12 protein-coding genes are annotated in these 12215 nt (G+C 53.8%); all 12 read right to left on the bottom strand.

Annotated features, from left to right (window positions below):
• Window positions 1–72: 72 nt before the first annotated feature.
• The gene (locus C4520_20795) at window positions 73–1044 is read right to left on the bottom strand and encodes a hypothetical protein (GenBank protein ID RJP15010.1); all 972 of its coding nucleotides are present in this window, start codon (window positions 1042–1044) and stop codon (window positions 73–75) included.
• A gap of 373 nt (window positions 1045–1417) precedes the next feature.
• A complete protein-coding gene (locus tag C4520_20790) occupies window positions 1418–1843 on the bottom strand; it encodes a hypothetical protein (GenBank protein RJP15009.1) in 426 nt (141 codons plus the stop codon).
• A 235-nt stretch (window positions 1844–2078) separates the two neighbouring features.
• Window positions 2079–4058 carry a hypothetical protein gene (locus C4520_20785; protein ID RJP15008.1) on the bottom strand — a complete coding sequence of 660 codons (1980 nt, stop codon included), beginning with the start codon at window positions 4056–4058 and terminating at the stop codon, window positions 2079–2081.
• A gap of 490 nt (window positions 4059–4548) precedes the next feature.
• Window positions 4549–5928 (bottom strand): type II secretion system protein GspD, encoded by a 1380-nt coding sequence (locus tag C4520_20780; protein RJP15007.1) that lies wholly within the window; start codon window positions 5926–5928, stop codon window positions 4549–4551.
• Window positions 5929–6038: 110 nt separating this feature from the next.
• Complete coding sequence (locus tag C4520_20775; protein ID RJP15006.1) at window positions 6039–6209, bottom strand: Trm112 family protein; 171 nt, start codon at window positions 6207–6209, stop codon at window positions 6039–6041.
• 70 nt (window positions 6210–6279) lie between these two features.
• Window positions 6280–7527: an isocitrate dehydrogenase (NADP(+)) gene (gene icd / locus C4520_20770; GenBank protein RJP15016.1), complete on the bottom strand. Its 1248-nt coding sequence runs from the start codon at window positions 7525–7527 to the stop codon at window positions 6280–6282.
• A gap of 21 nt (window positions 7528–7548) precedes the next feature.
• Window positions 7549–9045: a glycerol kinase gene (gene glpK / locus C4520_20765; GenBank protein RJP15005.1), complete on the bottom strand. Its 1497-nt coding sequence runs from the start codon at window positions 9043–9045 to the stop codon at window positions 7549–7551.
• 33 nt (window positions 9046–9078) lie between these two features.
• The gene (maf, locus tag C4520_20760; GenBank protein RJP15004.1) at window positions 9079–9672 is read right to left on the bottom strand and encodes a septum formation protein Maf; all 594 of its coding nucleotides are present in this window, start codon (window positions 9670–9672) and stop codon (window positions 9079–9081) included.
• Window positions 9669–10124 carry a GIY-YIG nuclease family protein gene (locus C4520_20755; GenBank protein RJP15003.1) on the bottom strand — a complete coding sequence of 152 codons (456 nt, stop codon included), beginning with the start codon at window positions 10122–10124 and terminating at the stop codon, window positions 9669–9671. The genes maf and C4520_20755 overlap by 4 nt, the downstream gene beginning before the upstream one ends.
• Window positions 10060–10806 (bottom strand): outer membrane lipoprotein carrier protein LolA, encoded by a 747-nt coding sequence (locus tag C4520_20750; protein ID RJP15002.1) that lies wholly within the window; start codon window positions 10804–10806, stop codon window positions 10060–10062. The genes C4520_20755 and C4520_20750 overlap by 65 nt, the downstream gene beginning before the upstream one ends.
• Window positions 10790–11500, bottom strand: a complete 711-nt coding sequence (locus tag C4520_20745) for a DivIVA domain-containing protein (protein ID RJP15001.1) — start codon at window positions 11498–11500, stop codon at window positions 10790–10792. The genes C4520_20750 and C4520_20745 overlap by 17 nt, the downstream gene beginning before the upstream one ends.
• Window positions 11406–12215, bottom strand: a complete 810-nt coding sequence (locus C4520_20740) for a pyrroline-5-carboxylate reductase (GenBank protein RJP15000.1) — start codon at window positions 12213–12215, stop codon at window positions 11406–11408. Before C4520_20740 ends, C4520_20745 begins: the two co-directional genes overlap by 95 nt.

Raw genomic sequence — 12215 nt, 5'->3', positions numbered from 1 at the left:
CGGCTTTTCAAAAAGTACCACCTGCAAATACCGACTTTTTTCTTCGTCTCTCTGCCCTGCGCCGGGAAAATGTCAGTCAAACTGCGGAAGATGGGTTAGTCCTTCCAACACAGCGCCCGCTAGCTTGCCCTCGCCTTCACCCATGGAAAGGAAGCGACTAAGAACGGCTGCCGAAGCGACTTGAGGCGTGAAAGAAGCCAAATCATCTCGCTTCATTCCGCTCAGACCTGCAATCACATACGGAACCTCCCCATCGTACGAAGAGTTGTCGTCGTCCTTTGATATCAGGTCGTATTTGCGACCGACTTTCTTTATGTAATATTTGTTCTCCAGTTCCTTCAAATCGCGAGGATTTGCAAAAAGAAGTGCATGGGCGCCTATTTCCGCGCCTCTTGAAGCAAGAAAGCTGATTTCGTTACTGCACGACATATGAGGCTTGCCGTCAAACAACCTCTCACCGATCCCTCCGATCATCTTGAAGATCAATGATCCGGCTAAAAAGTACGCACTTGTGGCAGCGAACAGAGGAAGCGCCCCCGCCTGGGACAATAGTTGCGAAGCCTCCTCAAAGACTTCTTTCGGAAAGGAATCGTCGATAATCTCGATTGTCACCCAAGTCTCAAAATCCGTTGCAGCCGGAGTATAGAAAACCACCTTTGTGCCAGGCTCCACAGCACTGAATTGAATCTCCGTGAATCGACTGACATCTTTTTTCAGCAAATTGATGGCTCTCGCAACCGCCTCATAGGTATGAGCGGCTTTAACACCGGAAGTCACCAAGACATCAGTTCCTGGCGGAAATCTTTTCGGTAAATTGCCTACATAAATGCGTTCTATTTGGATGCAGAGAGGCTTCCCAATCCCAACCTCTTCCCCTCTCCCCCGCGGAATATCAGCCGAGGCCAAAGTCCCGCTTCTAAAATCCAATTTTGCTTCGTTGCCTGCTGTCATATCTGCGGAAAATTTCCTGACGGTATCTTTGCGAATCGCCCTCAGATCGTCGGCACGAATCAGAAGCTTGCCCGCCCCTATCATTGCCTCCATGGCTGCCCTCCTTGTTTCTTCTCTGTGCACGGTACGTAATAAGCTCAATTTCAGATAATTACTTATCACGTTTATTATCTCATGTCAATATTGCCCTTTTGTATACTTCCTTATTATTTTATTTTTTATCGATGAGATTGAACTTCCATATAGCGGTTTAAAGGACTGGATCGATAGTGATGGAGAATTAAGGTTTGCTATCGGTGATTTCTTGGGAGGCCGTTATGCCGATAAAACAGGAAGAGCCTAAGATAAAGAAGGAGGTAGCGCGGCAGTTGCGGCGACGTGCGGAATGCTTATTGCGCCGACAGCGCGAGAATGCACGCAGCTGTTCCCACAGTCATGTTCGCAAGTTTAATCTAGCCGGTGCGCCTCAGTATTTTCCACCCTTGTTTTGCCGGCCACGGCCACGGCCTTTTTCCTCTTTGAGAAATCGGCCGGTTTCCGTATCATAATATTGCACCGAGATCACCACTCCCGGCTGGCGCTCGTCGTAAACCGCGACAACGAAATCATTGTATTGTGCCGACGGACCGTAAATGAGCCATGCTCCGGGCGGCACTCGCCATTCGAGATCATCGCAATGGCCCGGGGGCGGCTGTTGGCCGGGCGGAAAACCGGGATACCAGATTCTGCATTGGCCGGGCGGCGGCAAATGTCCGGGAGGGATTCCGATCGGCCCGGAATACACTTCGGTCGGCTGGCCGGCAGATATTGTGCCGGCGACACCGACGGACGAACAGCCGTAACTTGACAAGAGTAATCCTCCAATAAGCACAAGCGGCATCAGGGATTTCATGCGTTACTCCTTTCTCGTGTCCAAAAGAGTTCTCTGCCGAATTGATCCACTTGCTCGGCTCCTTTCCTGCGCGCGTGCATCATATTCTATTGCGCCCTGAACGGTCAATCCCTCTGGAAGTTATCAAAGTTGAAGGGGGCCGCCATCAAAAGGAAGAAGATTTGGTTTTCGATATGATCTGCTTCTTCCTTTTGATTAAGCGGCCCGGTCTTTTCCTTACTTTATTCCCCTTCTCTCAACAGGCCTGCTTGGAGAATCTCTTTTTCCGGATTCTGAAAGTGAGAAGGCCGGCGCATATAACTCCCATTAACATCGTCATGAGGAGCCATATGGCGCGAGCGGGAGTTTCAAGTGAGAGTTTACACACCCAGACAATGGGCATCAGTATCGTTCTGGTTACCGCTCGCAACATTTCATGCCGGGCAATCACTTGTGCAATTCCCGGGCTGGTTCTGTAGTAAATTTCAACCAGCTCTTTTCCCAGCACGTTCGGCAAAAGATAGGTATCTCTGAATTGCCTCAAGATCATCACGTCCTTTTCGAGGGCAGAGCCGTACGCGGCCGTGGCAATAAAGCAACTGGCGCTACCACCGCCGCCGCCGCCATATATGACGGAGGCCGTAGCAAGCTGAGCGCCGGTGAAGTGGCTGACAATCAATTCCACCGTCGGCGGACCATTGGGAGCCGGATATGACGCATGATTGATCCTGTTGACGAGCCAATCGTCGCCGCTGTCGGCTGCCTCCCAGCCCGTTACCGCATCGAAGCGCCAAACCTCGAAAGAGGCCGGTTCAGCGCCATCAGGAAGCGGAATGAACAGGCTGAATTCATCATTGAAGAACACACAGGGAGGTTGCAGATTAACAGGCTCCGGCAAGACGGGGGTGACGCTGCCAGGCAGCCCGGGAATATCAGCCGGCGGCCCGAAATATGGCGCAGGCATAATGGAATCCGGATACTGCATGAACACACCCGAATTGGGCCCTTCAAGAAGCGTTACCGTCACGAGATTGCCATCCGCTGACGGATTGGGATCCTCAAAAGACTGAGACGGCAGAGGATCATTCTCGCTTACCCTGAACCGGTACGAGCCGCCTTCGAAGAAAACGGTGTAATTGCCAAAAACATCCGAAGCTTCGACAACAACCTCAATGATCCCGCCGACAGGAAGCCCATCACCATACGCATTTTCAAAATCGGGAACGAAAACAATCCACGCGTCAGTGCAGTCCCCCTCGTCGATTACCTTGAATTTGGTTTCCCCGATCAGGGGCTCGAAGAATTCCTCCCCGCCTGCAATATAGACAGCCGATGCAGTGATTGAAGTTCGGTAGATCTCTTCACAAATATCGAGTCCTGCTCCGTCAACTAATCGAAGGCGAATAGTGGTATCGGGAGGTATGATCACGTCATCATCGATTCCATTTCCCGGGAATGGGAAAAGCGAGTTATCGATGTACGCAGGCGCTATTAAATCATCGCATCCTTCGTCAACCAGGGCATCGCAATCATTGTCGACAAAATCGCCGCAGGCCTCGCTTGCGCCCGGATTGATCAAGGGATCAGTATCGTCGCAATCAATGTCCGAATCATATCCATCATCGTCTGCATCTATCGAGCCGACATCGAGCGTATAGGTGCTTGTCATCGTTTGGCTTTTATTTGATGCGCGGTCGACCGCGATATATTTCAGAACGGTGCTTTTCGCCAAAATTATGGGAGCCGAGAAAACCGCAGAGGAGGTCGTGGGAACGCTTCCATCGGTCGTATAGTAGATCGTGGACGGCTCATTTGCCTCAAGCATCACAGAAACAGACTGGCGGTAGGTTCCGCCGGGAGGGTTGGCCGAGACCGAGGGGGCTGAGAGATCTATAACAGCTGCATCGGAAGCAATAGATAACCCGCTCACATTGCCACACGTGTCAATGGCCGTCAGCTTGTAGTAGTACGTGCTGCCATCGGCAACATTCGAATCAGTCCAGGTTGAGGCCTCAATGAGAGTGGCGGAGATTTTTGTGAACACGCCGTTATAGGTCGTGGATCGATGGACCTCATACCCCTTCGTGTCGGGTGCCCCGGAGGAACTCCAGGATAAATTGACCAGCGGCTGGTTAAGGTACACAGCCGCCTCCGATGCAGAAGCAGAAAAAAGCAGAAGCGGCACTGTAGCAATAAGACAGGTAATGAAATAAAGAACTCCCTTAGTAAGATGCATGACTTTCTCCCAAGTAGTACGTTACGAAGCCCAGCTGTCGCGATTGGCGGGCTGCTCCTCAGCTCGCGCAACCCTTGCCGTGATATGCAATCAGATTCTTTATTACAGGGGACATTTAGAACCTTCTCGCTATTGGACCGAGACTCTTTGCTCGGTCCGAATCAGTTCAGAGTCGGTTCTTCAGGAATGCCGTTTTTTCTTGGAGTGTCTGGAGATGGTGTTCCCGCCAAAGATACGACTCGCCTTGATTCCAGTCCGGTCAGGGTGGATCTCCAGTCCATACGGCACACTATTCCAATTGCTTCAGTAATAGTGAAATCCTGAGAAATCGCCTTTTGGGGGGACGGTGAGATTATTTTCATCGCGTGGGTGTTATAGTAGCGGGACTATATCAGAACAGCGCCAGCGTTGTCAATACCTGGAGAGGACATTTCGGGAGAGAAGAATATTGTGATCCATCGCGCGGATTCTCCTTCCATCTGGTGGTTTCTTATTCGCGCTCTTCGGTCATCGGCCTTTCCGGAAGAAGCTCACGGGCTTCCGCCGATGTAAATCCATTCGATATGTGCGGCGTAATGAAGATAACCAACTCGCGGTCGTCGTGCGCCTGATTCAGGTTGCGGAATGGAATCCCGAGGATCGGAATGTCTGCCAGCACCGGCACTTTTCTCGTTGATTCAAAATCCTCGCGAGTCTTGAGGCCGCCGATAACGATGGTCTGCTTGTCGCGCACCATTACCTTCGTGGTTGCGCGGCTTTGAGCCTTCACCGGCACGCGAATTCGATTGGTGATGACGCCTCCCTCTTCAGGGATAATAGTGGTCTCGAAGAATTCTTCTCGAACCAGTCGCGAGATCTCGGGCTGAATCTCCATCAGGATAAGTCCATCCTCGTTGATGTGCGGGATCGTCTCGAGAATGATGCCGATGTCGAGGAATTCGATCTCAAGCGAGGCCGCGTTCCCGCTCTCATTATAGCGGGTTGTCGCATACGGTTCGAGTGTCGCGACCTCGAAGCGGGCGGGATGGCCATCAAGAACCATGATGCGCGGCCTTGAGAGGGTCCGGGTCGAGCTGTCTTCAATCAGTGCATCGATCGTAGCGCTGAAATCGGAGCCGGGAATCACCTGCGGCGGTGTAACGAGATTCCCGGCAAGATCATAAACACCTGGTATTGTTATCGTCGGCGTTCCGAACGAAACGCTTCCGCTCGATGGCTCAGTCGGCGTCTCCCTGCCTGCATTGACATTTATAACGGCATCATGATCTCCACCGTCATATCCCAGCCGCAGCTCCCACTGAACTCCGAGTTCTTTCAGCTTTGCTGAGGAAACATCCAGGATATCCACCTCGATCAGGACTTGCGGCAGCGGCTTGTCCCAGGTGGGCATAAGGGACTCAACCAGGTCAAGATCGGATTGCACTGCCCTTATGTAGAGCGAGTGCGTCCGCTGATCGGGCAGAACGACTCCGCCTGCGGAACTGAGAATATCCTGAACATTGCCCGCAACTATGAGCGGATCCGCATATTTCAACGTGAGATTGAGCGAAGGCATCTTGACGTCCAGCCGTGTCACCGTATCTTCAATGGCCCGTAAATTCGAAGCGATATCGCGAATCACCACGGAGTTCGTCCGATCATAAACCGTAAGGCTGCCGGCTGAAGTCAACAGGGATTGTATCACCGGCTCAAGTTGACGGACGTTAGCATATTGCGGGCGCACCATAATCGCGGTCGGGTTGTCATCTTGCGCCATCGCAGGCGGCGCAAAAAAGAAAATGAGCAAAATCAGCATTCGACTCCCTGCACGCGCGGAGTCGAATAGGCGGGACCGAGAAAGCAAGCAACGAGAAAAACAAGGCGCATCCATAGACTGTCTCCCCTCCCTCTTTGTCTTCCCCCAGTATGGAGATGCGTGTTTTCGCGAGCGCAACTTGCTGCTATTGAGAAAGGAATCCGGCGGGAGAATCGTGGTCGGCCCTATTCCTCAAGCTTGATTGCTTCATCAATCAGCATAATGGGGATGTCGTCCTTAATGGGGTACATGAGCTTGCAGGCGTCGCAGATCAGGCCGTCCCCTTTTTCGTTCAATCGGATATCACCCTTGCATTTGGGGCAGGCGAGGATCTCCAGGAGCTTCGGGTCTATCATCGTATCACCTCTTTTCCGAGAGCAATTCTTTTGCACTTCTTGAAATTATAAACAGATTTGAGAGCGGGAGTCAAGAATGAGCATGCCGATTCTCAGGAAACATCAATTTCATATGTCTCACGATCTCGTTAGCAAACTCGGAGCATTTCACCAGTTTGGCGCCCTGCATCTGCCGCGCCAGATCATAGGTAACCGTGCCGGCAACAATACTCTTTTCGATACCTTTCACAATCAGATCGGCCGCTGCACGCCAGCCGATATGCCGCAGCATCATTACGCCCGACAGGATAAGCGAACTCGGGTTCACCTTGTCCTGCCCGGCATAGCGGGGCGCTGAGCCATGGGTTGCCTCGAAGACCGCGGCCTCATCGCCGATATTGGCGCCGGGCGCCATCCCCAGCCCGCCTACCTGGGCTGCGGCGGCATCGGAAAAATAATCCCCATTCAGATTCGGCATCGCCAGAACGGAATAGTCTTCAGGCCGTAAGAGAAGCTGCTGAAACATCGCGTCCGCAATGCGGTCTTTAATGATAATTTTTCCGGCTCCCACCTGGGCGTCCACTTCTCGCTCGGCGATCGTATCATCTTCAAACTCCTGCTGTGCGACCGCATATCCCCAATCCCGAAAAGCGCCTTCCGTGTATTTCAGGATGTTGCCCTTGTGAACAAGAGTCACGCTTGGGAGCCGCTCGTCGATTGCGTACTGGATCGCCCGCCGCACGAGCCGCTTCGAGCCGGTGGCGCTCATTGGCTTGATTCCGATGCCGGAATCAGAGCGCAGCGAAATGTCGAACGTTTGCTTCAGAAAATCCATCATTTGCTTGGCGCCGGGCGAAAAGGCGGGCCACTCGATGCCGGCATAGACGTCTTCCGTATTTTCCCGAAAAATAACGATATCAACTTTCTCCGGATGCAACATCGGACTTGGGACGCCGGGGAAATGGCGGACGGGCCTGATACAGGCGTACAAATCCAGTTCCTGGCGCAGCGTCACGTTCAGCGACCTGAATCCGCCGCCAATGGGAGTCGTCAGCGGCCCCTTGATCGCTACGCTGCAATCGCGGATAGCGGTAAGGGTATCGTCCGGCAGGTACTCGCCATATTGGTGAAATGCTTTTTCGCCCGCGAATATCTCAAACCACTGAATCCTCTTAGCCCGCCCGTACGCCAGCTCCACTGCGGCATCAAGGACTCTTCTTGCGGCGGTCCAGATGTCGGGACCGATGCCGTCTCCTTCGATGAAGGGTATGACCGGCTGATCGGGAACAGTCAACTCTCCATCGGCTATGGAGATCTTATCACCGAGCGGCCGTGACATCTTCCTGTATTTGGACATAGTCTACTCTTTTGCCCATCCTCTTGAGCACTCCACCGCTCGCTTCCATCGCCCATACAGCCGCGCTCGCTCGCTTGCATTCATTGCGGGAGTAAATCTGGTTTGCTCGCGCCAGTTGGCGGAGATCTCTGAAAGGTTGTCCCAATACTGAACGGCCAGACCGGCAAGATAGGCCGCGCCGAGGGCGGTGGTCTCGCTTACTTCGGGACGGCTGACCGGTACCCCGAGGATATCGCTCTGGAATTGCATCAGCAGGTTATTGCGAATGGCGCCGCCGTCAACTTTCAGGCTATGAAGCTTACGGCCGGAATCGGCTTCCATACACTCGATAACATCGCGGGTCAAGTACGCCAGGGATTCCAGCGTCGCGCGCGCCAGGTGACCGCTTGTTGATCCGCGGGTGAGACCGACAATTGTGCCTCGGGCGTACATGTCCCAATATGGCGCGCCCAGACCTACGAATGCGGGAACAAAATATACGCCCCCATTGTCGGACACCGTGAGAGCCAGCGACTCGCTCTCGGAGGCGGTGGAGATGATGCCCAGGCCATCCCGCAGCCACTGAATCGCCGCTCCCGCTATGAAGATGCTTCCCTCCAATGCATACTCGACTGCTCCATTGATCCCCCACGCTATCGTCGTGATCAAACCGCATTTGGACGCGACCGGCTTTGCGCCGACATTCATCAGAACGAAACAGCCGGTCCCGTACGTATTCTTTGCGAGGCCGGGCTGGAAGCATGCCTGTCCGAACAACGCCGCCTGTTGATCTCCGGCGATACCGGAAATGGGAATCGCCTCTCCAAAGAATACCGAGGGGTTTGTTTTGCCGTAGATCATGCTCGAAGGAACGACTTCCGGCAGCATGCTCGCCGGAACCGAAAGCTCCTCCAATAATTCGTCGTCCCAGCGAAGCGTATTGATGTTGAACAGCATCGTGCGCGACGCATTGGTATAGTCGGTTACGTGAATACGCCCGCCCGTCAGTTTATAAATCAACCAGGAATCGATGGTTCCAAAAGCGAGATTGCCGCGATTCGCGTTTTCACGCGCATTGGCCACATGTTCAAGAATCCATTTGATCTTGGTTCCCGAAAAATAGGCGTCGATCACCAGTCCCGTCTTCTCGCGCACCGTCTTTTCCAGACCGCGCGCTTTCATATCATCGCAGATGGCCGCGCTTCGGCGGCACTGCCACACGATTGCATTCGAGACCGGCTTGCCCGTTTTCCGGTTCCACACGACCGTCGTCTCGCGCTGATTGGTAATACCAATGGCCGCAATCGCGGACGGCTCGAGCCCTGCCTTCTCGAGGGCCTGTCCGGCCACCTCCAGTTGGCTGGTCCAGATTTCCTCGGGATCGTGCTCAACGTAACCGGGCTGCGGGAAAATCTGCCGGAACTCCTTTGAGGCGGAAGCTATGGGAACACCGGAAAGGTTGAAAACGATTGCCCGCGAACTGGTGGTCCCCTGGTCTAACGCAAGAATATATCGTTCCATTGTATCAACCTTTCGGCAAACCGTTTGCGCTTGCTATAGGAGCCGCACGCCGAACGGGGCGAGCATCGTGTCGAGGAGATTCAGTGGAAGACCCACAACATTATAGTAACAGCCGCACAATTTTTCAACGATTATGCCGCCCGCTCCCTGAATGGCATACGCGCCGGCTTTATCGAGCGGATCGATCATCCCAAGGTACCGCGTAATCTGCTCCTCCGAAAGCGGGCGAAAAGTCACGTCTGTCACCTCGTGCGCCGTCAGGCGCTTGTTATCTTCGATGCGCACGACAGCCAGGCCGCTGTAAACTTGATGCGTCTTTCCAGCGAGCACGCGCAGCATCCGCCGCGCATCTTCAATATCCGCCGGCTTCCCGAAAGCGCGGTCGTTCAGCCAAACCAGAGTGTCGGCTCCGATAATCAATCCTGAGGCCCGCCGCCGGGCCACATCGAGGGCTTTCGCCAACGCGTTACGCTCCACCAAATCACCCGGCGATTCTCCTTCGTGCTCGGCCTCTTCGACGGCACTGGGAACGACCTCAAAAATTATATTCAGCAATTGGAGCAGTTCAAGACGCCTGGGTGAAGCGGAAGCAAGGATGATGGGAGGGTGCACGCCGGTATTTTTCATAAGCGGCGAATCGCGCTGAGGGGTGAGCGCCGAAAGAAGGTTAGGTGGGATGTGCACGAGCAATCGGAGCAGCCGAAGCGCGCAATCGCTTCAGCGCCCGGCAGTTGCTGGACCTGCCGATTTAGGCCGCATTCGGTCGTCATTTCCAAAGGGAACGCCCGCACTCCTTCGATCACGACATCTTTTCGCGTCGTGAGATAGTCGATATGCCAGCGCACGGTTTTCCCTTTTTTCAAGTGTCGCGCAATCCTTCGGGAAAGTCTGCCTCTTGCGCTCCCGCAATAGACATAGCTGCCTTCCTTCAAATGCAATTGTTTGAGGGAGCCGACACGAAGCGAAATGGACGCTGGCAGCTTCAGACAGAGCAGATAATATCCGGCATCGACTTCAGATGCCGGCATTTTCCTCAATGACTTCCGTGCCTTCGGGAGCGTCAAGCTGTAAGTCCTCATCAGCGAGCGGCCGATTTATGCGGATATTGTCGAAGGTTATCTCGGTCGTGTCGCCGGTGATTTCACTGATCAACAATTTGCGCGGCAGATAGTCGGACTGGTCCAGCCACAACGTTACGCTTTTCACCTCGGCCGCAAGCGGTTCGCTCTTCGGAGTCAACTCAACCCGCCGCAGTCCCTCGACATCGACCGGGCCGGAAATGTCGAAATTCGCAGCGAGTTCCTCGGCCGTAGCCTCGAAGGCGAAGAAAAACGGAGCGGCCCCTTTGCCCTGGTTCATGCGGTAGACCTCAATTTGTTCGAGCGAAGGGAAATAGAAAGAAACGGCTTCGCTTGTCACCCGCATCTGCGTCTTGTCCGGCGTTTTATATTTCCAGATCATCTGGTGCGGAGCTTTAAATAAAACCTTTCCGGTCGATGTTTTCTCTTCGCCAAAGAGAGGCAGCGTCTTCTTTTGAATGAAATCGGCGGAAAAGCTTTTTACCTGTTCCCGCTCCGTCTGGAATTTCTCGAGGAACTCCTGCTGAGGTGAGCCGCCGTCCGAATTACCGCTTGAAACAACCACCAGGAATGCCATCTGGATGAAAAAGAGAGCCTTCGCCAGGCGGCTCGGCTGCGCGGCGCCGATAATTCTCAGTCGCGAGATCATTCCGGCAATTGGCATATCACTGCTCCTTCTCATCGGGGAAGAGGATCTCGAGGTCCTTCATTTCCTCCTCGCCGACCTCGGATTTGTCGTCGTCGCCATCGCCATGTTCAATTTCCGGCTCCGCAGACGGCGTGGAGTCCTGCGACCCCTTCAGTTCGTAATCCAGCAGGACCCTCGAATCCTGTGTGTGAACCATTTTCCGATGGGTCTCCAGCAGCGCCATGAATTCAGCGCGGAAGCGCTTGTGCTGGTTCAGAAGCTGGTACGTCTCTTCCTCCAGTTGTTCCTTCCGCTGTTTCGCCTTCTGAATAATGCGCGCGGCGTCCAGTTCCGATTCGCGAATCAGCAGGTTGCTTTTGCGTTCGGCTTCTTCCTTGATCTCCTGTCCGATTTTCTGCGAGGCAATGAGCGTGTTTTTCAGCGTATTCTCCATGTGGCGGTATTCCTCAATCGCCTCCTCCAGTTGCCTGACCTTCTCCTCCATCAGCATGTTTCGGCGGAGTAATTCTTCAAACTCGCCGGCCAGGAACTTGAGAAAATCGTATACTTCCTCCGGTTTGAGCCCTTTCAGCGTCTGCGTGAATTTTTTCTGTAGTATTTCGTTGGGCGTGATGTTTTGATTCAAGTTCTTTTCACCCCCCCAACTCCCGTCCTCGGTTGACCGCACTCTCGATCGCGGCAGCGATTGTTTCTTTGAAACCACGCTTGTCCATTGTCTCCAAAGCAGCCTCTGTGGTTCCGCCCGGAGAAGTCACTTTCGCCCTCAATACCGATGCCTCCTCTCCGGATTCCAACAAGAGCTTTGACGCGCCATAGAGCGTTTGAGCAACCAGATCGACGGCTGCTTCTTTGGGCAGGCCCTCCTTCAAGCCGGCTTCCAATAAAGATTCGATGAAATAAAAAACATAAGCGGGTCCGCTCCCACTGATAGCGGTCACCGCATTCATCAGATTTTCCGGAAACCGATATACTTTCCCGATCCCGGCAAAAATTCTCTCGGCTACCGCCAAATCACTGTCCCCCGCATTTGATCCGGCGCATAAAGCCGTTGCGCCCGCTCCGACAAGCGCCGGCGTATTCGGCATTGCCCGAATCACCCGCGTGCCCTTCGGCAGTCGCTCCTCGATAAACGCGGTCGATATGCCGGCGGCGATAGAGATTATCAAATCAGCAGGCTTGAGCGAATCGTACACCTCGGCCAGACACTCTTTCATCGTTTGCGGTTTAACGGCTAAAATGACGGAATCTGTGGCCGCCATAAGCTGGGCCACCGTGGCAAACGCTGTTATATGAAGTTCCTGCGAAAGCGTTTGCGCCTTCTCCTGGATGACGTCACAGGCGCCGATTTCATTCGGAGCGAAGATGCCTGCCCGCAGGACTCCCCGGATAATGGCGCTTCCCATATTGCCTGCGCCGATGATCCCGAGTTTGGCGGCGGTCAT

Source organism: Candidatus Abyssobacteria bacterium SURF_5, from assembly GCA_003598085.1.
Classification (GTDB): Bacteria; Abyssobacteria; SURF-5; order SURF-5; family SURF-5; genus SURF-5.
This window is presented reverse-complemented; position numbering and strand designations above follow the sequence as displayed.

Coding starts and splice junctions, on each gene's coding strand:
- maf (RJP15004.1), bottom strand. CDS start 9,672: ATGAAAAATACCGGCGTGCACCCTCCCATCATCCTTGCTTCCGCTTCA.
- C4520_20755 (RJP15003.1), bottom strand. CDS start 10,124: ATGAGGACTTACAGCTTGACGCTCCCGAAGGCACGGAAGTCATTGAGG.
- C4520_20780 (RJP15007.1), bottom strand. CDS start 5,928: ATGGATGCGCCTTGTTTTTCTCGTTGCTTGCTTTCTCGGTCCCGCCTA.
- C4520_20740 (RJP15000.1), bottom strand. CDS start 12,215: ATGACCGCCGCCAAACTCGGGATCATCGGCGCAGGCAATATGGGAAGC.
- glpK (RJP15005.1), bottom strand. CDS start 9,045: ATGGAACGATATATTCTTGCGTTAGACCAGGGGACCACCAGTTCGCGG.
- C4520_20790 (RJP15009.1), bottom strand. CDS start 1,843: ATGAAATCCCTGATGCCGCTTGTGCTTATTGGAGGATTACTCTTGTCA.
- C4520_20775 (RJP15006.1), bottom strand. CDS start 6,209: ATGATAGACCCGAAGCTCCTGGAGATCCTCGCCTGCCCCAAATGCAAG.
- icd (RJP15016.1), bottom strand. CDS start 7,527: ATGTCACGGCCGCTCGGTGATAAGATCTCCATAGCCGATGGAGAGTTG.
- C4520_20795 (RJP15010.1), bottom strand. CDS start 1,044: ATGGAGGCAATGATAGGGGCGGGCAAGCTTCTGATTCGTGCCGACGAT.
- C4520_20785 (RJP15008.1), bottom strand. CDS start 4,058: ATGCATCTTACTAAGGGAGTTCTTTATTTCATTACCTGTCTTATTGCT.
- C4520_20750 (RJP15002.1), bottom strand. CDS start 10,806: ATGAGAAGGAGCAGTGATATGCCAATTGCCGGAATGATCTCGCGACTG.